The sequence below is a fragment of the Vibrio sp. Isolate33 genome (genome assembly GCF_022397895.1).
Lineage (GTDB): Bacteria > Pseudomonadota > Gammaproteobacteria > Enterobacterales > Vibrionaceae > Vibrio > Vibrio pomeroyi.
Genome location: NZ_JAKEUP010000003.1, coordinates 210,076 through 231,018, shown reverse-complemented (window position 1 = coordinate 231,018; position 20,943 = coordinate 210,076). Strand labels below are relative to the sequence as shown.

At 46.0% G+C, this 20,943-nt stretch carries 14 protein-coding genes; 6 read left to right on the top strand and 8 right to left on the bottom strand.

The annotated features are described in order from the left end of the window. The first annotated feature begins 168 nt into the window (after positions 1 to 168). Positions 169 to 1,392 (top strand): maltoporin LamB, encoded by a 1,224-nt coding sequence (lamB, locus tag L1D37_RS07640; RefSeq protein ID WP_176679227.1) that lies wholly within the window; start codon positions 169 to 171, stop codon positions 1,390 to 1,392. Between the two features lie 165 nt (positions 1,393 to 1,557). Continuing rightward, positions 1,558 to 2,385 (top strand): MalM family protein, encoded by an 828-nt coding sequence (locus tag L1D37_RS07635; RefSeq protein WP_239847447.1) that lies wholly within the window; start codon positions 1,558 to 1,560, stop codon positions 2,383 to 2,385. 528 nt (positions 2,386 to 2,913) lie between these two features. On the opposite strand, the gene pulA is transcribed toward L1D37_RS07635, so the two are convergent. After that, a complete protein-coding gene (gene pulA, locus L1D37_RS07630; protein WP_239847593.1) occupies positions 2,914 to 6,561 on the bottom strand; it encodes a pullulanase-type alpha-1,6-glucosidase in 3,648 nt (1,215 codons plus the stop codon). A 405-nt stretch (positions 6,562 to 6,966) separates the two neighbouring features. After that, positions 6,967 to 8,739, bottom strand: a complete 1,773-nt coding sequence (locus L1D37_RS07625) for an alpha-amylase family protein (RefSeq protein ID WP_239847446.1) — start codon at positions 8,737 to 8,739, stop codon at positions 6,967 to 6,969. 158 nt (positions 8,740 to 8,897) lie between these two features. Here L1D37_RS07625 and L1D37_RS07620 point away from each other — a divergent pair, with 158 nt between their 5' ends. Next, positions 8,898 to 9,287 (top strand): DUF1294 domain-containing protein, encoded by a 390-nt coding sequence (locus tag L1D37_RS07620; protein ID WP_239847445.1) that lies wholly within the window; start codon positions 8,898 to 8,900, stop codon positions 9,285 to 9,287. 54 nt (positions 9,288 to 9,341) lie between these two features. On the opposite strand, the gene L1D37_RS07615 is transcribed toward L1D37_RS07620, so the two are convergent. Then, on the bottom strand, positions 9,342 to 9,926 hold the full coding sequence (locus tag L1D37_RS07615) for a LysE family translocator (protein WP_055319647.1): 585 nt from the start codon (positions 9,924 to 9,926) through the stop codon (positions 9,342 to 9,344). A gap of 141 nt (positions 9,927 to 10,067) precedes the next feature. Between L1D37_RS07615 and L1D37_RS07610 the strand changes: the two genes are divergently transcribed. Together L1D37_RS07610 and L1D37_RS07605 are read left to right on the top strand one after the other, a co-directional pair. Then, positions 10,068 to 10,508 (top strand): Lrp/AsnC family transcriptional regulator, encoded by a 441-nt coding sequence (locus L1D37_RS07610; RefSeq protein ID WP_009845852.1) that lies wholly within the window; start codon positions 10,068 to 10,070, stop codon positions 10,506 to 10,508. A gap of 26 nt (positions 10,509 to 10,534) precedes the next feature. Then, on the top strand, positions 10,535 to 11,464 hold the full coding sequence (locus tag L1D37_RS07605; RefSeq protein WP_239847444.1) for a LysR family transcriptional regulator: 930 nt from the start codon (positions 10,535 to 10,537) through the stop codon (positions 11,462 to 11,464). A gap of 102 nt (positions 11,465 to 11,566) precedes the next feature. Here the strand turns inward: L1D37_RS07605 and L1D37_RS07600 are convergent, their stop codons facing one another. From L1D37_RS07600 to dsrO, 5 genes are all read right to left on the bottom strand, one after another. After that, complete coding sequence (locus L1D37_RS07600) at positions 11,567 to 12,628, bottom strand: c-type cytochrome (RefSeq protein WP_239847443.1); 1,062 nt, start codon at positions 12,626 to 12,628, stop codon at positions 11,567 to 11,569. A 9-nt stretch (positions 12,629 to 12,637) separates the two neighbouring features. After that, positions 12,638 to 13,279, bottom strand: a complete 642-nt coding sequence (locus tag L1D37_RS07595) for a c-type cytochrome (RefSeq protein WP_239847442.1) — start codon at positions 13,277 to 13,279, stop codon at positions 12,638 to 12,640. A gap of 470 nt (positions 13,280 to 13,749) precedes the next feature. Continuing rightward, on the bottom strand, positions 13,750 to 16,842 hold the full coding sequence (locus L1D37_RS07590) for a tetrathionate reductase subunit A (RefSeq protein WP_239847441.1): 3,093 nt from the start codon (positions 16,840 to 16,842) through the stop codon (positions 13,750 to 13,752). A gap of 14 nt (positions 16,843 to 16,856) precedes the next feature. Further along, a complete protein-coding gene (gene nrfD, locus L1D37_RS07585) occupies positions 16,857 to 17,990 on the bottom strand; it encodes an NrfD/PsrC family molybdoenzyme membrane anchor subunit (RefSeq protein ID WP_239847440.1) in 1,134 nt (377 codons plus the stop codon). Next, complete coding sequence (gene dsrO, locus L1D37_RS07580) at positions 17,987 to 18,793, bottom strand: sulfate reduction electron transfer complex DsrMKJOP subunit DsrO (RefSeq protein ID WP_132969118.1); 807 nt, start codon at positions 18,791 to 18,793, stop codon at positions 17,987 to 17,989. The genes nrfD and dsrO overlap by 4 nt, the downstream gene beginning before the upstream one ends. Before the next feature lie 258 nt (positions 18,794 to 19,051). Between dsrO and L1D37_RS07575 the strand changes: the two genes are divergently transcribed. After that, positions 19,052 to 20,941, top strand: coding sequence for a sensor histidine kinase (locus L1D37_RS07575; protein WP_239847439.1), 1,890 nt, complete (start codon positions 19,052 to 19,054; stop codon positions 20,939 to 20,941). Positions 20,942 to 20,943 lie beyond the last annotated feature (2 nt).

Here is a 20,943-nt window from a genome sequence, read left to right as displayed (position 1 = left end):
GGGTGGAGGAAGTCAAACTTGTCATCCCCTCTTAATATTGACCCCGTTGAAACGAATCAGGGGAAACCCTAAACCTCTCTATCTTACGACTACCATTACTGCCTTTGGTTGCCGCAAGAGAGCAAAATATAAAAACCTAAAAATAAATCGTCCTTAATGGAGTTAAGAATGAAAAAAGTAAGTTTGATTGCTGCTGCAGTGGCGACTACGCTAGCTGCTGGCTCTGCGTTCGCTGTTGACTTTAACGGTTACATGCGTGCTGGTACTGGTATCAGCGGTAACGGTAATGGTGATGTATCAGTTAACAAAAACGGTATTGGTCGTCTAGGTAACGAAAATGACAACTACTCTGAGTTTGGTTTAGCTGAAGAACTAAAAACTGGTGAGCAAACGTGGCGCGTTGAGTCAATGATTGCTTCTGGTGCACCAGGCGCAAATGGTTGGGAAGATTCTGATTTTAACGTTGCTCAGTTCGCAGTTAAAGCGAAAGGCGTTTTATCTTTTGACCAAGAAGCGACTCTTTGGGCTGGTAAAACATACTACCAACGTAAAGACATCCACATTACCGACTTCTACTACCTAAATACATCTGGTACTGGTGGCGGTGTTGAAAACATTTCTATTGGCGACCAAAAACTATCTGTTGCATTGATTCAAGATGGCGACACTGATGATTCAACTGGTTACATCTTTGATGCTCGCCTAGCGAACATCGGTCTTTGGCAAGATGCTTCTCTAGAGTTTGCTCTAGCGTACAACTTCGCAACTGATTCAGATGACGCAAGCGAGTCTGCTGACGACGGCCTACTAGCTTCTGCGATTTTACACCAAGGAACTAGCAACGGTTTCCACCAAACAGTACTTCAGTACGGTACTAACGGCTACGGCGTACAAGCTGCAAACTTCTGGGGTTCTGGTTCTTACTACGCACGTGGTACTGAAGCATTCAACGAAGCATCTGGTTTCCGTCTAATTAACTGGGGTGTAATGAACCTTGGCGAATCTTGGGAAATGGGTCACCAACTAGCTTACCTAGCGGGTAGCGATATTGGTGGTGCAGACAAAGATGGTAACTACACAAACAAGACTTTCGATATCGACCAGTACTCTGCTGTAGTTCGTCCAATGTACAAGTGGAACGACACTATGCGTACAGTATTTGAAGCTGGCTACAACGCTGGTGAGCGAATTGCTGAAGGTGGTCTAGCGACTGAAGATTTCGGTAACGCTAAATTCACAGTAGCTCAAGCTTGGGCTATGGGTGACAGCTTCTGGGCTCGTCCTGAAATCCGTGTTTACGGTTCTTACATCCTAGATACTGAAAACAAAGAAGCATTCAATGGCGACGATACAGAATATGTATTCGGTATCCAAGCTGAAGCTTGGTGGTAAACACCTAGCGTAACAAATCCTAAACTGTCCTAATTCATAGCCGGCTCGCGTCGGCTATTTTTTTAAGGAATGTACGATTAAGTTGATCGTTCCCTAGGTGAATAGTTCTCTTTGTGGTAATTAAAGTTAGTAAATTTCTTAAAAAAATAACAAGAAGGAAGGGTTATGTATTTTAAAGCTCTAATGTTGAGTGGCTGTGTTGCGTTGGCCGGTTGTCAATCTGCACAAGTAGTTGAGCAAGTGCAAGTGGCACAGGCTGAACAAGTTAACTCTATTGCTGGTCTTCAATTTGCCCCTATGAAGCTTCCAAGCTCGGCAATTTTCGATGTAACACCAGACAGTCAAATTTTAAACTATCAGGGTATAAATAGCCCTGTAGTTGCGATCGAACTACCAGCGGATCGTGGTGAATACTCTATTAAGATCACTAGCATGATCGGTGAGACTGCATTTGTTCCTAATGCGGTTATCTATGATAAGAATGGTCGTGAGTTAGAGCGTTACGGTAAAGACAGCTTTGAATACGCGAAGCCTAGGTTGCATTTGGGCAACCGTCTTGTTGCTGAAAATGACTTCTACCCACCGACAACTGCTGAGTCTGTGTACTTAGTTATCTATACAGAGCAAGAAGATCTTGGTGGTTCTACTGATGTAATTCACCCTGCACGTCTAGATGCGGAAGGCCGCGGTAATTATTTGCCAGAAGTAGAAGATATTCCAGTTCCAAATGCGAATGTCGGTAAGATAGAAGTAACGATTGATAGAGTGGGCTTCTTCTCATTTGGGTCTAGCAGTGAATCTAACGCTAAACCAGCGGCAGCAGCTAAGGTTGAGACAATTCAACCAGAAACACAAACTTACTACCATAATGCCATTCAAGCAGCAGTAGACGCAGATAATATTCCAAAAGCTCTGAGCCTACTAGATGAAGCAAAAGCATTGGGTATTGAAGGCGCACAAGAAGTTTTTGTCAAAGCAGTCAATAAAAAGTAGTCGACGAGTTTGTAAATACCGATTGATATAAAGAGAAGGGCTCCTAAATAGGAGCCTTTTTTATTGCCGGTAATAAATTAAAAGTAATACCCATATTCACAGAATACTTGATTGTAAATAACCACAGACTTACACATAATAACCAATGCTAATATAAATGCGTGTGTATGGTTTTTATTTACTATTAGTTAAAACACTCTCGTCTATTTTACTCCCCTCAAACAGTTTAATACGAACTCTATTGACGTATCACCATTTCATCTACCGACCTAAGCTCGGCTTCCTAAGTTTTACGTACACTGGAATTATACGTTTACACGAAGTCGTTATGCTTTCTACTAAGAACTAAGAACTAAGAACTAAGGTGGTTCATTTATCTCTTAACATTGGAGTTAATGGAGGCGAGGGAATGATGTGGTGTATTGGGAATGGTGTTTGTTGAGGACAAAAAAAGGGAGACTGACGTCTCCCAAAGGCTAGCTTTCGCTGGTTTTTATTATCTGTTACTTCGCTTCGATACTTTAAGCTTTACTGCTTAGTGACCGAAACAACTGGACCATCTACGTTGTCATCCAGCTCGTGAATCGCATTCAGAGTGAATGTATAGCTACCAGCTTCTGTTACGCTTAGTTGGCAGTTACCATCAGTACCTAGGTCGATTGAACCATCAGCAAGTTCAACGGAATCACAACCAAAGTTAGGTGATACCCAATCAGCATCAGCAAACTTGAAGCCATAGTTACCCGCTTCCAAGTTGCCTGTTACAGAATAAACCCCATTAGCAACAAAGCTCATCGCCCAATCATCAACAGGATTCCATCCATTCATGTCACCACGAACGTAAACTGTTGTTTGGCCGTATGGTGGAATACTAGACACATCCTTGTCTGAGTTATCAACCGGCAGACCAGCACCTTGCGCACCGTCTTGAGCTTGCACGAACACAGCGGTAGTTAATGCCGGTACTGTGAAGGTTTCAGCGGTAAAGGTTGCGTTTTTCACTGTGTCGTCAGCTGAGTTTTGTTGAACTGTGTGAAGTGTAAAGTCTGTCGCTCCTGTGATTTTGAACGATTGAGTTTCATTGGTTGAGTTTACAACTGCGACAATCGCATCGTTCACAGGATCTAGGTCTGTACCTGCAGACACACCATCATCGATAGACATGACAATCAGGCCTTCGACTTGGTCTTCGCCAACGTTACGAAAATCGACACGCTTCATAACTTCGTCAGCTGTATCTAAGCGGAACAGTTCGCTTGAGCTGCGGATCTTTAATAGCTCAAGGAATTGCTGTTTAGTTAGCTCAATGTCGTCTGCGTCTGGTTTCGCCGTTGGGTCAGCAATGATGGTTTTGATCAGATCCCAGTTTGCGCCATCTTTGTCTTCACGAGGTAAGCCGACGTTCCAGTTGTTATCTGTACCATCAAACATTACGCGGTTGTACCAGTCACCAGAGTCGTAAGAATCACGCTGCATCGACTTAGAACGAAGCAGTTCAGAACCCATATGGATGAATGGTATACCTTGGCCTAACATCACGGTAGAGAGCGACACAGACTGCATACGAGCACGCTCTGCAGAGCTAGTCCCTGCGGCAATTTTGTAAGCGTTGTTGTCCCAAAGTGTTTGGTTATCGTGTTTTGAAACGTAAGAGATGTTCTCTGAAGGCATCTTGGTGTAACCAGCAGGTGCACCATTGTAGTCGACGTTTTTACCCAGTTTGGTATCGCCTTTGTAATCAATCAGCACGTATTCTGCGAGGTTACCCGCCATGCCTAAGCGGACAAGATCTTGGTTGTGTAAACGACCGTTAATAGAGTCTTGATCGACTTTGGTTTCATCGTTAGCAATCGCAGCGTTACCGAAGCCTTGGTTGAAGCGAAGTGGGTGATTACCTTCTGAATCGACGCCACCATCAAACGGGCTACCGCCACGAACTGCGTCACGCAAACGGTCTGAGAAGGTACCGATTTCTGTGCCTGCCATGTTGACTTGGTTTGCTTGGTCGAAGCGTGCGTTGTTTGCTACCTCGCCAAAATCCCAACCTTCACCGTAGAACAGTGTGTTTTCGTCGATTTTGCGTACTTCAGCAAGAGCTTCTACCATCACGTCTTTCGGCTGGTGGCCCATTAAGTCAAAACGGAAACCATCCACTTTATAGTCGTCAGCCCATACCTTAAGTGAGTCGACCATCAATTTACCCATCATCAGGTTTTCGGTCGCGGTGTTGTCACAACATGTTGAGTTCTCTACGCCACCTGTGTTGACGTTAAGACGGTGGTAGTACCCAGGGACAATCTTATCCAATACTGACTTATCGTTTACGCCAGATGCATTGGTGTGGTTGTATACCACGTCCATAATCAGCTTAAGATCCATGTCATGCGTGGCTTTGACCATTTGACGGAACTCTAGAATACGCTTAGATCCGTTTGGATCCGTCGCGTAACTTCCCTCTGGCACTGTGTAATGGAATGGGTCGTAACCCCAGTTGAAGCTGTCGAGCATACGTAAATCGTTCATTAGCGCTTGTGCATCGCCTGTTGAAGGATCATAACCATCGAGTACTTCTTCGATGACTTTATTTTCGTCTTCACTTCCACATAAGGTGGCTGTCGGTTTTACATCACACAGTTTGCCAACGGTGTCGGTGATATCGACACGGCTCGCTTCATCTTCATCAACGGTAGCAATATCAAATGCCGGTAAGATATGTAGCGTCGTTAAGCCTGCATCTTTCAATTCTTGTAGATGTTTGACCGACTCACGCTCTGCTTCTGTGAGAGCGAGGTATTTTCCATTTAGGTTTGCTGTACCTAGTTTGTCGCTGAAACTAAAGTCACGAAGGTGAGATTCGTAAAGTACATGATCTTCGTCTTTCTCTACGGTTGGTCGTTCGTAGTCGTCCCAGTTCGCTGGTTTCAAGGTTGAATCATTCAGGTCAATCACTTGAGAGTATGCTGAGTTCTTTGACAAACTGAGAGAGTATGGGTCTGTCACAAGGCGAGTTTCGATATTGCCTGTGGTTGGGTGATAAACCTTCACTTGGTAACGGTAGTAACTGTTCACTGCATTAGACACGGCATCAGTCGCCCAAATGCCTGTCTCAGTGTTTTCCGTCATCGGGATTACTTGTGAGCTTTGTAGATCTTCACTGTACAGTACGAGTTCTACATCTTGCGCTGTTGGAGCCCAAAGTTTGAAGGTAGCCGCACTGCCTTCAACAATCGCGCCTAGTTCTTCAGCCATCGCATTACCAGCATCTTCACTGGCAAATACCGCATCAAGCACACCCGGCTTTTGAACCTCAGTTGAAGAGGTAACGTCGCCATTTGAGTTGTAGGCAACAAGAATTATCTGAGACTTCAAAATGGTGCGCAGTGTTGTGTCATCAACATCAATTGCCACTGCTGGTAAGCTTGCTAGGTGTCGGAAACGCTCTTTCAATTCAGAAGATAGTTCTCCGTCTTTGCTTAGTTCAATTGCAGTTCCGCCGACAATCTCTTTGTCATCGTTCATTGTGATGCTGTTGTCTAGTGCATAGAAGAGTTTTACAGAATCAGCATTGCTCGCTGCTTCCCAACCAATCGTGGTTGCATCTAGCCAATGTGCTTTTTGGCCATCAATATTGACTGGTCGCTCTGAAATAGGGTCGTAGTACAACTCGCTGCTGCCATGGAAACCGAATACGCCTTGTGAATCGCCAAGCTTAGTTAACTCGACTTTTGAGTTCGCACTGCCAAACGCTTTCTCATCACCATTGTGCAAGATGAAGTTCATGCATTTGTGTGGGTCAGAGGCATCTGGGTCAACTTTCAATACATAGTAGGCACCGTAAGTATCGCTAATGCCATCGTATTCGTAAGGGCTGTTCCAGTCGGTTCCGGTCTCACTTAATCCCATGCCGACTAAATCTGTGCTGGTACAGCCTTCACCATTCCAAAGGTGCAGCCCCCAACCGTCGTAAGTTGAGCCAGATGAGCTTGCAGCGGCAACATCGCGTTTGTAGTAAATAACGACTTCGTTTTCAGCTGCAGGGTATAAACCACTGTTGCCAGGGTCTGTACCGTTGTCGCTATCATTATCACTACCACAACCCGCGATCAAAGTAGCGGTGAAGAGCGGTAAAATTGATTTGGCCAATGTAGAGCGTTTGAAGCTCTTCTTTTTGGTGATGTTGAAGGTATTTCGTAGAGAGGTAATTTTATTAATATTTATGTTGTTCACGTTTTAATATCCATATTTCACTTTTTATGAAGATGAATATCCTAGTCTTAACGATGGTCAACTATTTGTGATGGCTATGTATAAAGTTATTTTTAATGTGTAAAAATAGGAAACCTAGTGTCAATATCACGCTTTGTATTTGGTTTAAGTTAAATTAATTGGATCAATAACTCATATGTTTAATATCAATAGTAGAAGGCGTAGAGGATGGGAGTAGATAATAAGGATGAGAGCTCATCCTTATTAATGTGAGGAAGGTATCGAATTGAGGTGACGTTAATTTAATGTGGGAATTAAGTTATTTGTCAATTAATTAAAACTCAAATTGTTTGGGAATTAATAATGATAAATATCCTATTCAGATAAGGGGAATACCCAAACCAACGAAGCTAGTGGCTTTAGCTCAAGACTAAAACTGCCAGTACTTTTCTCAACTTTTAATACCTGTTGTTGAATGCCTTCAATATGTTCATCTAACAAGTAACTGTCATCAGCGATTGTGAGCGTTTGTATAACATCACTTGGAACGGTTAAGTGAATATTCTCGGTGACATGTTGGCTGAAATTCGCAGCAACGATGGTCAGCTCTTGGTCGTCATAGCGCAGAAATGTGTAAACCGAATCACTCAAATTATTGCTCTGATGTAAGTCTAGGTACTGCCCCGTCATTGAAGAGTGCTCAAGCGAAAAGTTCATGATCTTCTGATAGAAGTGACGTAGTTGTTTTTCGTTTTCGTCTAATAGCCCGCCATCGAATGCACCTTGGTTCATCCATTTTTGGTGTTGTGGGACGCCGATGTAGTCAAAGATGGATGTACGTGAGGGCTGTCCAAAGCCTGCATTTTCTGCCCCCGGTTCGCCGACTTCTTGTCCGAAGTAAATCATGGTTGGTGAACTGCTCAATAAGGCGCTGACGAGCATTGCAGGCTTAGCAATATTAGGATTACCAACAAACTCAGGAGACGCGATGCGCTGCTCATCGTGGTTATCCAAGAAGTGCATCATGTGATGTTCAATATCCATCATCTGATGTTGGATATCGGGGATGATAGCTGTTGAAGCTTTGCCTTGCATGATGTCTTTAAGTCCATCGTATAGATCCACTTTATCGTATAGATAATCCATTTTTCCGAGATGTATGTAGTCACGGTACAAGTTTGGTTGGTATACCTCTGCCATCAAAAAGGCACTGGGATTTTTCATCTTTATTGATGAGTTGAGGTAGCTCCAAAACTCAACAGGCACCATTTCAGCCATGTCGTATCGGAAACCATCAACGCCTTTGTCTAACCAGAACAAGGCGATATCTCGGAACTTCACCCAAGAGTTAGGCACATCGACAGATTTCCAGAAATGGTAGTGTTCATGGTAATCACGTTGAGTATAGTCACTCGGTAAGTCTGGAAAGTCCTTTGAACCGTCAGGGCGTACACCGTAATTGATCTTCACGGTTTCATACCAATCGTCGAAATCAGGTTTAGCCAAGCGTGAGCCGTTGCCTGTCCATTTTGCGGGCTTTTCGATAAACGGAGAACTTAGATTTGGGTGCTGCTCACCACCAAGTGGCGTAAAGGCGGGCTCGATATCTGGCAGTTCAAAGTCGCTGTTCGGGATGTAGTAAAAGTTGTTATCTCGATGGTATTCGAGTGTTGTGTCATCATCCGCACCAAAGTCACTGACGCCTTGTGGGTTATTTAGCCCCTCATAATGACGCGCAACGTGATTAGGGACGATATCGATGATTACCTTTAAGCCGTTGTCGTGGCTTCTTTTGATTAATGCCTCAAACTCTTCCTGACGGCGCTCGGGGGTGTCGGCGAGATCTGGGTTTACAGAGTAATAATCTTTGACGGCATAAGGTGAGCCTGCACGGCCTTTTACCACGCTTGGGTGATCGTCTGAAATACCAAGGTGTTTGTAATCATTGATGAGCGCATGATGTGGAACTCCGGTATACCAGATGTGAGTCATTCCGAGTTTGCGGATTTCTGACAGCGCTTTATCTGTAAAATCACTGAACTTGCCGACGCCGTTTTGTTCGATTGTGCCCCATGGAACATGTTGGGTGTTTTTATTGCCAAATAAACGCGTAAAAACTTGGTAGATGGCGTACTTTTGGTTGTACATATTTATAATTCCTTTAACTTCCATCATGTTATGTAGGGATGAAAGGGCTTGTTTATTACTTGGCAGGCTAACTGAATTACAATATGCCTTACTCATCCTTATCAAAATCTACAGGGCGTAATTGCTACAGTATGTGAGCCATTACCCAAAAGGAGTTGATGTTGTCTTCATCTATTCAAATCGTTATTACTTATCTGGTATTGGTGGCGGTATCTGCGTTGTTTGCAGAAAGCTCGAAAGCGGTATTAATGTGGTATTTGGCTATCGGATTAGTGACGTTTTTTGTGTACGCGAAAGACAAGCGAGCAGCGATCAATGATAATTGGCGTGTGCCTGAGAAAACCTTGCATATTTTGTCTGTTGCTGGTGGTTGGTTGGGGGCTTTGATCGCACAAGAAAAGCTGCGTCATAAAACGCAAAAGCAGCCGTTTAGAGCGATTTATTGGCTAACAGTGGTAATTAATGTAGCGGCGTTTGTGTGGACGTTAACACCGAGCGGGCAGGCGAAATTTGGTCGTTGGGTTAGCGAAATTATTGGATATTTTTAATGGCATTGATGGTTAATACCTGTGTACTAACCATCAATAGCTATAGTGAATCGATTAGAGCATTGGAATAGTTGAGGCTAACAGCAATCCCGCCATGCCATAGTTGAAGCTTTTGATGCGTACTGGTGTTGTTAGCCAGTGTTGCAGTTGTTTGCCTGCTGCCGTCCAGAAGGTCACTGATGGCAAGTTAGCAAGTGTGAATATCGCGGCGATGATTGCAAGTTCCCACCATGAGCTGCCGCTGCTATAAACGGAGATCGCCGTCAGCGCCATCGACCAACCTTTCGGGTTCACCCATTGAAAACTTGCTGCGCCTAGAAAGGTCATCGGCTTATACGCTTCGGTACTTTTGGCTTTGCCGCTCAATGCTATCTTGATCGCTAGGTAGACGAGGTAAGCAAGGCTCAGGTATTTCAAGATTTGGTGCGTCACCGGGTACGCATTGAAAATTCCCATTAAGCCGAAGCCAACCAATAGCAACATGGCCGCGAACCCTAGAGCAATGCCAAGCATGTGTGGAATCGTACGGGCGAAGCCAACATTCGCACCTGATGTCATGAGCATGATGTTATTTGGACCCGGCGTGAAGGTCGAGACAAACGCAAACAAGGCAAGTGCGCTAAGTTGTTCTAAAGGCATAATGGTTCTCCAGCAATAAAATGAACGAAGTGACTGACCGGTCATGACTTTCACGTGTTGAGAAACATAGTAGGTGGAATGTGAGGCAATTATGTGCTTTTATTTCCTCTATTATCATTAAATGCACAATAATAAGTACCTATGGATAGATTTGACGAAAGGATATTGCAAGAGCTTAAATTGGACGGCAGAATCTCCAACATTGAGCTTTCAGAACGAATTGGTTTGTCGGCTTCAGCGACCTTAAGACGAGTACAAGATCTTGAGCGTAAAGGTATCATCCAAGGTTACCGTGCGGTTCTCGATAATGGCTTGATGGGCGTGGGCTTTATTGCCTACGTTTCAATTGGCTTATCGAGCCACAGCAAAGCGGCTCAGTTGGAATTCGAACAACACGTCAGCATGGAAAAAGAGGTGGTGGAGTGCCATAACATCACTGGCGCTAACGAGTACTTGCTGAGAGTCGAAACCAAAGATCTGCCGGGCTATAAGAAGTTTCATGCCGATGTGCTTGGAGAATGTGCTCAGGTTCAGTCCATAACGACTATGGTTGTGATGGATACCCCTAAAGATGAACGCTAATCGAGTTTTATTGCAGGAGAGGCGCAGTGCCCAATACTAATCAGTTGTTATTGTTCTTAGATGTGGTTCAACAAGGGTCGTTTACCAAAGCGGCAACCTTGCATGATATGGACAATTCATCACTCTCTAAACAGATCAAAAAGCTTGAGCAAGACTTAGGTGTTCAGTTACTCAACCGTTCTACGCGCTCGTTTTCTTTGACGTCGGCGGGAGAAGATATTCTCGCACAAACCTATGTGTTGAAAGACACCATCAATCAGATCCAAGGTATTGCAGACTCGTATCAGTCTGAGCCTAAAGGCGTACTGCGGATTACGTCGCCGATCTATTTTGGTCAGCAATACCTACAACCTATCATCACTCAGTTTATGAGAAAGTACCCTGATGTTCAGATCGTACTTTCACTGGACGATAAGATTGCCAATATCATTGCAGGGCAGTTTGATATCGCGTTTCGTTTCAGCAAGTTGGTGGAATCAAATCTAATAGCGAAGAAGATAGCCGACAGTAATTTCATGCTGGTCGCCTCAAATGACTTTGTTGAGCAGCACGGTGAACCTAAGACACCACAAGATCTGCTAGCTTTGCCTGCGGTGATTTATACCAATGGTGATATGACGGTTGATCATCTACGTATCAGTGAAGAGCCGCATGGCAATACTTTCCAAAGCCTAACGATTCGTGGCAACTATAAGGTGAGTGATGTTCGCACCATGGTGTCTTGTGTGAAAGATGGCTTGGGTTATGGCTTCCTTGATCAGTCAAACCTCTATGCCTCAATGAAAGAGCTTGGCTTGGTCACCTTGCTACCGGATTACCCGATTTCTACAATCGATACCGCGATTTATGCTGTCTATCCACACCGTAAGCAGACCAAGCTAGTTAAAGAATTCATCACTACGGTTCAAGACTATATTGGCTCTCCGACCATTTGGGAGAAGATGCAGCAAGGTTAGTTGCTTCTCGGCCATATCAAATCAAAAAAGGAGCCAGTTCGTCATACGTTCTGGCTCCTTTTTACTTTTCCGACAGTCACTAATTTACAATGTAAAGCTTAGCTAGTGATTGTGAATTACTTCTTTGCCACTTGGGTAAGATTTTGTACCTAGCACGTGGCCATCAACTTCTTTACCGTAGTAGCCCTGATGGTTGTGGTAACGCTCAGCATTGCCAGCTACATCGCCTTTGTATCTCGGATCTTGTGGGCGTTCATGACTGTTGACGAAAGCGGCCACATCCCATGCATCTTGAATGGAAAGCTGTTGGCTCTTTCCAAGCGGCATGTTTTCGTAAATAAAGTATGCAGCTGTGTTTACGCGGTGCATACCTGCGCCCCAGTTGAACGAGTTCTCGCCCCAAAGTGGTGGTAGGTATGAGCGACCATCAGCTCCTTTAATGCCTTCGCCATTTGGACCATGACAGGTTTGGCAGCTGGTTTGGTAAACCTTCTCACCACGCGCGATCGAAGGTTCTTGTTCAGGGTTAGCAATCTTAGGATAGCCACGACCTGCCAACTTGCTACGATCATCAATTGGGTATTTGCTGAGCAGCTCTTCCGGAAGAGGGAAGCTTTCCGCTTTACCACCGACTTGTAAATCGGCATCGCTGATCTCAGGTACGGGTGTATCTTGCATACCGTTCTTATCTAAGATGCCACCCATCGCCAACCAGTATGAATAAGCCGTGAGCGCGACCATCTCTTTTGAGCCAACGGCTGGTGGCAAGCCATTCATTGAGTAAGTGAAACAGCCTTGGATACGTTCTGCGTAGCTGTTTACCTTGTCATTTTTCTTACGGTAAGCTGGGTAGGCCATGTAAGCACCCCAAAGAGGTGCTGCGTTTGCTTTCATGCCTGCTTGCATGTGACAGTTGACACAGCTTTGCTCGTTACCGACGTACTCGCCGCGCATCTGCTGTGAGTCAACAAACAGCGAATAGCCCAGTTTTACTTTGTCGCCAAATTCCCCAGCAGGAATATCGACCAAGTCTCGTGGCACCAGATATTTGTTATCTTGAGGTTTCTCAACTGCGGGCAGTTCGGTTTGGCGATCAGGCAACTCACCTTCGGCGTAAGCGAGTCCAGAGGCAAGGGTTGCGGTAATTAAAAGTAATGTTTTCATGCGAGCCCTTTAGTATCGGAAAGATGCGAAGTAGTAAGACAGGTTTTTGATTTCATCGTCGGTCAACTTACCGGCGATGTTGCCCATCATGTTCAAATCATCACCCTTACGAGTGCCGTTTTTCCAAGCGTTGAGCTGAGTTTGAATGTAGTCGGCGTGTTGGCTCGCTAGGCGTGGGAACTTGTCTACGCCCATACCACTTGGGCCGTGGCAGGTTGCACAAGCTGGAATGTTTCGATCCCAATCGCCTTGGAATACCAGCTTACGATACGGGTTATCGATATCAGCTTGTGAGCCACGTTGTTCTAAATCAGTGAATTCATAAGAAGGCAGCGAAGCGAAGTACTCGGCAACTTCACGACGAATCGCAGGATCAGACACACCATCCGCCATGCCCTTCATGATCGCGCTTTGACGCTCACCACTAGAGAATAGAACCAGTTGATGTTCTAGGTAGTCAGCATTAAGCCCTGCAAGCATCGGGGCGATGTTAGGCATCCCTTTTCCGTCGGCTTGGTGGCATCCGCTACAGGTTTCTGCGGCTTCTGGCATTGGATTAGGCGCTGCGTGTGCAAAACCGGATAAAGAAAGGCTTCCCAGAGCAGCGATGCAAAGCGTTAGAGTTTGAGTTTTTATGTTCAGCTTAATCATGAGGCGTCGCTATTGGTTATAGTGCACGCATTTTCGACATAATTGGTTGCTCGCGCTATTGTGGATTTCCACATTAATTCACTTGGAACTTGAGGTAAGTCTCACATTAATAACCTCAGTCACCATGATGGTATTTATGTGAATTTCGATAGGCGAATCTGATTGCCGTTAACGAAATGCAAGGGAACTGCCATGTTCGCCTCGGTGTAACTGCTTGTTAAGGCTCTTTTATGGCACCGATTGTATAAGCATAGCCGCTTTATGGATTCTGACTAAAAAAGCTGTGGTGAAGAGAAGAAAAGAGAAGAATCTTTGGTTGTTGCGACTGGATTGGTTGTTGAGGCTTGGATGTCGCGGATTGAATGCTATCGATGCATTGGCTGTTAAAAAAGCAGAGCAACTTCGAACGGTAAAGTTGCTCTGTTATCGCCCTAGCTATGTATCAGTAGGGGCGTGTATTGGATTTGTGATTAGACTTTGTAGATCTTCGCCGGAAGCGCTTGTCTTGCTGCAGCGCCCACCACCCAATCCAGCATTACACCTTTGCCTTCTCTCGTCGGGTCAATCAAGCCAATATCATTGATGTTAACGCCATCGTTTGACTTCATTTTTACTGGTTGCTGCGTGTCCCCAATCCAGTGCGCACGTTCGCCGAGTTCTTTATGGCCAAAGCCATGTTCAAAGCCTAATGTGCGCGGCTTGATGCCATCAATCACCATCGCCAACGCATGTGTGGTTGAACTCGGTGTTTCAATGGCAAATACGTCACCAGTTTTTATGCCCGCTGAAGAGGCGTCTTGCGGATGAATGTACACCGGGTTCACGCCTTTGATCGACTCTAAACGTGGTGACAAGTTAGACACTGCACTGTGAATGTTGGATTTAAAGTTAGTCAGGGTAAATGGCCACTCTTTTGCTGGGAACTGCTCAGCCAATGGCGTGCCGTCTGCCAGCTTTTGTGGATACCATGTTGGGCAACCCATGTACTGTTCGCCACTGATGGTGTTGCGAGAGGTACCAAGCTTTTCATTCCAAATAGCCAGTGGTTTGGTCCATTTGTACTTCATGGTTTCGTTGGTGTAGGCATTGGTGGCGTCCTCGAAACGACCGCCACGTGCAAAAATGTACGCCACTTTGAGCATCTCTTCTGGCTTGAGCGCTTTGTTCATCACTGGCATTAGGCGCTCTAGGCCAGACCAAACAATGTCTTCTGCATCCACATTTGGAACACCGCCTTTGGCAAATGCTAAGTTAGCCGCAGATCGCAGGTAGAAGTCTTCTGCACTGTGGATACCGTGCCAGCTGCCTTGGCTGTCTTTAATGGCATTTTCGCCGAAGCCACCGAGATCAAGCGTTTTTGCCAGATCAATAAAGAAGTTCTCTAGGTTGATGGCGCGTCCGTCTTGAGTGCGTGAGGTTTTAGGCTCAACTATCGGCCAACGAGCGGTGATCGCTTTAGTTGCGACGCCGTGCCACGGTGTTGCCATGCCCCAGCTTTCGTAGGTTACTGTGTCTGGCACAAGGTAATCAGATAGTGCTGTGGTTTCATTAATGAAGGCGTCGATAGAGACGATCAAACCAAGTTGTTTTGGGTCTTTGAGCTTCTCGCCTAATAGGTTGTCTAACCCCGGAACGCCATAAAGTGGGTTCGCCATGTGGTTGATCCACGCTTTTGCGCGATATGGGTAGCCATCAATGGCCGCTGATAAATGCTCGGTTAACAGCGGCGCAGAGATTGGGTACCACGGCGCACGCGTTGGGTAAGGTGACTCACCTGCGGCAACACGACGTTTGTATTCGCTGGTCTTGTGGTACGGGAACTTGCTGCGAGACAAGAACACGCCTTGTGGCTTAGTCTTACCCTTGAACTTAGTAAAGTCGTAACGAGGGCCTGCAACAGAAGTTGGGTAGCCACCTGCTTTCGCCATCGCCCCGCCTTTCGCGTTGATGTTACCGATCAGCGCGTTCAGCATCAGAATAGAGAACGAGTTGTAGAAGCCATTGGTGTGCATGTTACCACCGTGAGTATCCACCACTGCTTTTGTACCGTAACTGGTGAAACGTTTTGCCAGTGCAATGATCTGATCTTGCGGGATTTCACACTGCTCACTGTAGTAAGCAAGGTCATATTTGAAGGCTTCTTCTTTTAATCTTTGTAGAGAAGACTTAACACGAACAGTCTGACCATCGATTTCTACGTCTTGATCGACAAACAACGCCGCTTCATCGACCTTAATATTTGATGTTAATAGTGACGTTGTCACACCTAGTGCGACGAATCCATCATCGTCAGACATCGGTTCGCCTGTTTCTAGCAACCCTATATCCGATGCACGAAGCATACGCCCATTTTGTGGGTGCGACTCGTCGCTGATCACGAGGTGAGATGCATTACACCAGTGTGTGGTGCCTGCTTTTTGCATCGCTTGTGCGCTTGGGCGAGACAAGAAGTCGTGATTGTAGCGTTGGTTTTCGATGATCCATTGGATCATCCCCAGAACTAATGCTGAATCGGTGCCCGGTTTAATCGGAAGCCAATTGTTACGATCGCCTGCTGCAAGGCTTGAAGATCCTGCAGGAAGGCTTGGCGTAACTATGGTGTAGCTCAGTTTTCCGTTAGTACGAGCCTCAGCAAGTTGACGTGCTTGACGCTTAAACGGGTTACCTGCTTGAGCTGGAGACATACCGATGAAAAGAATGAATTCCGCATTGTTGAAATCGGGTTTTAGGTGCGAGAACTTGTCTAAGTCGTTCATGATCGCGCCAGAACCTGCACGGAATGCGTAGCCACAGTAAGAGCCGTGGTGACCGAAGTTTCGTGTGCCGTAACTGTTAAACGCAAAGCGCTTCAAGATGTCATCACGGCCTTCATTACCGGCATTGGTCACAAGCAGTTGGTTGGCTTTTGGACCGTATTCAGGATTGTTCGGGTCGAGTGGTGTTTCTATGTCACGAATCGAACGTAAGCCCTCGACTTCGCCCTCTCCGAATAAGTCACCACCTTCGGTGATCTCAGAGATAAGCTGCTCGTAGCTGATTGGTTCCCACTTGCCTTCACCGCGCTTACCTACACGTTTGAGCGGTTGAGTGATTCGGTATGGGCTGTTTTGAATCTCTAACATGCCATTACCACGGGCGCAGGCTGTCGAACGATTGTTGATACCGGACTCACCAGACAAGCCAATGTAGGCGTCTTTTACCGGCGTTTTGAACGGGATTTGCTGATCACTTGATAGCGGGTGGTACGGGTTACCTGAGATACGTAAGATCTCGTCATTGCGGTTATCGATACGCACACGCAAGCCACACAGTGTCCAGCAACCAAAACACATTGATGGCGCTACGCGTTGGTTTGGATTCGGCGAGATCTTACCTTGCTCATCGACACTGTATTCCGTCTCTAACGAATTACCGTGGTGGATGTGCTTAGTTTTCTTACCCGCAGTGCCATCGATAGCACCGTGAACCATGTGTTTTGTGGTTGTCGCATAACCTGCAGCAAAAGCTCCAACACCACCGGCAGCAAGACCTGTTTTCAAAAATTGACGACGTTTGTTATCCATGATGATTCCTCAGACTACAAGCTATGTGAGCGGTTAAGTGGTGATGATGTTTTTTGAGCTGATTTAATTGAGATAGTTTTTGTTCCAGAACCAGTAGACACGATTTCAGAGGCGAACAAGGCAAGGGCTAACCAAAGACCACACATACCAACAATGCCGAGTAAACCTGCGCTGCCCATTGGCAATTCATAAGGGAATGCACCCACATCAAAACGTGGAATGGTTTGAACTTCCATCATGGTGACCCAACGTACCGCCCATGCTGAAACCATGGTCGCAAGCGCTACAAGGATGACGCCAAGCTTACTTTGCGATAGACGCTGCAGCGGAAGAACCAAGATCATGCACAGCAAAATGCTGGTGGTCATGATGCCTAAATTAATGCCCCAAGCGTCGTTCTCATACAGGTTGAAGTGACCATGGTTAGATGCCCAAATCGACGTAAGAATGATGGCAAGGCCGCCCGTTAAGGTAATGGTTCTTTGTACCAGAGCGAGGTCTGTCGGTTTTAAGCTTGGCTTGGTTGAAGGCAGCAGAGCCCAAATCAACAGCGTTAAACCTGTTGCAGCAAAAAATGCTGTTGTGAACCAAAGCAGCGGGGAAGCCGGTTGATGCCAAAGTGGGCGACTCGCCAAAATTGCAATCTCGGCTCCTGTGTAAAGCGCGATGCTTAGTCCCGAAATGGCCGTCACAGCAGCGAGTGCTATCATCAGTTTGGTTGAAACCTGCCATTGTCCGAGTGTTAGCCAAGACAAGCGTTTTAGAAGCGGGTTTTCACTTTCTTCAAGTTGTGCGATGTCGTCACGTAGGTAAACCCATGCGGTTGCGACAGCCAGACCAGAAAACAGAGGAAGAAACAGAGAGCCTAATGACATCCATGACCAAGGCGTGATGTGTGCGTAGAAATGCCACGCGCGTCCTGGTTGGTGCAAGTCACCAGTAAGGGCTAATGGTCCAACAATCGCGCCAATGGCCATTACAAGCACAAGGGCTGAGCGGAATTGGTGGCTAGTTGAATTTTTGAAGATCAGTGCAATCAAAAACAGAATAGCCGCCGCGTAGGCAGAACCAATGTAGAAGAAATATTGAACCGCCCACGGTAGCCAAGCGATCTCTTGAGCGGGAACTAACACCTCAGTGATATTCATGCTGTCTCTCCTTGTTTGCTAGAGGATGAGTTATCGATGGCGGCTGGATCATAAATCGCAGGTTGACCTTCGATATGGCTAACGAAACGCTCGTTCATGCCGATATAGAAAACATGTGGGTTGGTATTCTGCTCTGGCTTAAGCACCTTGATGTCGTCTTGGTTTTCATTGAGCAGACGGTTGATCTCGCTGTTTGGATCTTTCAGGTCGCCAATCACACGAGCGCCACCGACACAGGTTTCTACACATGCGGGCAGCAAGCCATCTTCAAGGCGGTGTGCACAGAAGGTACATTTGTCAGCGGTCAGTGTATCGTTATTAATAAAACGAGCATCGTAAGGGCAGGCTTGAACACAATAAGCACAGGCTACGCAGCGTTCGTTATCCACCATCACAATGCCATCTTCACGTTGGAAGGTCGCTTGAACAGGACAAACCTTGATGCAGGGTGCGTTGTCGCAATGGTTACATAGGCGAGGCAACATGAATGATTTCACCTCTTGTTGAGCCGTCGAACCATCATCAAGGGAGACTTCATACTGTTTTACTGTGGTTCTGAACTGGCCAATTGGCGCTTGGTTTTCAACGCTACAGCCAACAGTACATGCCTGACAGCCAACGCATTTACGCAAATCAATCGCCATGGCGTAGCGTTTGCCTACTTCGCCTTTACGGTCTGGTTGGTTGTTATTGCGAATGGCTGTGCTTGCGACTGCGGTGTTGATTCCGGTAATGGGAATGAGCGCAGCACCGGCGGAAACCTTACCGAACTGGCTGAGAAACCGTCTTTTCAATGAGTCCATATTGGTACCTATAAATGGGTATTCGTTCTGTTGGGCTCATTGTCAGATTTTGACCGTACACGGGGTATTGTGGATTTCCACATACCCATATTAAAGTTGATCTAGAACAAATGCGGTTTTAGCAATCTAGCTGTTATGCTTTGTTTCAGAGGATTATTTAAGGCGATCTAAAACATGGTTAAGCGTGGGACACGTCGTTAACCTAAAATAAAGCCAGAATAAATTGGATAAACAGTCCGTTTGGAGAAAGAGATTTCAGTGACCGTTCGAAAACTAATGACCTTTGTCAGCCTTTGTTGGTTGAGCCTAACTGCAGGTGTATGTGTCGCTGCTCAATCTGAACAAGCGGTAGCAGCTTCAAGCATAAGCCCAAACCAAAACACAGATGAACCTGACCAGATTATCGAGGTTGGTGTATTGGCGACTCGAGGTAAGCTTTCTGCGCAGCAACGTTGGCAACCAACAATGGATTGGTTATCTGAACGCATTCCGGGAAAGCATTTTGTTCTCAAGCCCTTTAATTTGGAAGAAATGGCGGAAGCGGTAAAAGATGTCACGGTCGATTTTGTTGTCACCAATCCCGGTCAAGCAGTGCGCTTAGGGCGTCAATACGCGCTCTCTTGGATGGCAACTATGACCAGTCACAATTACGACGATCAAGGTGTGAGCAGCACGCGTAGTATCGGTTCGGCATTGGTGGTCAGAAGGATGTCACCGTATATCTCGTTTGAACAACTGAGCGGAAAGCCAATCGCGGCTGTCTCTGAAAATGCGTTTGGTGGCTACCTGACTATGCGCTACCAAGTGATGCAAGAAGGGTTGAACCCTAATCACTTTTTCTCTAATACTCAGTTCTTGGGTTTCCCGATTGATGCCAGTTTGTACCAACTGCGAGAAGGACACATTGAGGCTGCTGTCGTCCCTGCTTGTTTGGTTGAAAACATGATCAGTGAAGGCTTGCTGGTGGCTGGGCAATATCGAATCATCGGTAATCAAGCCCCTGAAGGCTTCCGATGCCAAGTGTCTACACCTTTGTATTCCAACTGGTCGTTTGCCAAAACAGAACGAGCCTCTTCGGCACTGGCTAAACAAATGAGTCAGGTGCTGTTTTCGATGCCAAAGAGCAGTGCACCAGCCATTGCGGCGAATGCCTCGGGCTGGACATCACCAACCAGTTTGCTGCCTATCGACAAGCTCTATCAGCAACTCGACATGCATCCACTACAACAACCTTGGTGGAAAGAAGCGTTAATTTGGCTGAAGTACAATCAGCAATGGGCATGGGCGTTTTTCTTGTTAGTCGTGTTCTTGAATGCTTACCACTTTTGGTTGGAGTACAAATTCAGCCGCAGCAAAAAACAGTTAGAAGCCACGTTGCACAAGCTAAAAAGCAAGAGTGAGCAACTAGAGCACTCTCAACGTATCGCGGTGGTTGGTGAATTAGGAAGTAGTTTGGCGCACGAGATCAATCAGCCTTTGGCGGCGATTCGTAACTACAGCGAAGGCGGTTTGTTACGGATTTCAAAGAACAAACCATTGACCGATATTGAACCTGTTTTTGAGAAGATTCAGTCGCAAGTGGATAGGGCTGACGCGATCATTCAGCGCCTAAGGAACATGATAAAGAAACGTTCATCTGAGAAGTCGCAGACCGACATCGAACAGTTACTCACCGACACCATCGAGTTGCTGCAATTTCGATTACAGAAACACAAGATAACCATTGAGCGCCATGCCGTAGGTAAGCCTATTGAGCTGCATGTTGATTCGGTGGGGCTACAACAAGTGATTGTAAACCTGATAAACAATGCGACCGACGCATGTAATGCACAACAGCACCGCCAACAAAGCGCTACGTCTGATATTGATAATAAAAACAGTGAACCCGCGACAATTAAAGTGATTACCGAGTATCAACCGGATAAAATGATGTTGTCGGTTATCGATAACGGCACGGGCTTAGATTTTACTGAGCAGCAAGTCACTCAAGCCTTTGTGAGTAGCAAAGAAAATGGTTTGGGGTTAGGGCTTGCGATTTGCCAAGACGTGATTGAAGACCACAGCGGCCAAATGACCATTAAGTCATTGACTCCTCATGGCTGTCACGTTGCAGTGACGTTACCTTTTTCTCTTTCAAATGATTCATAAGG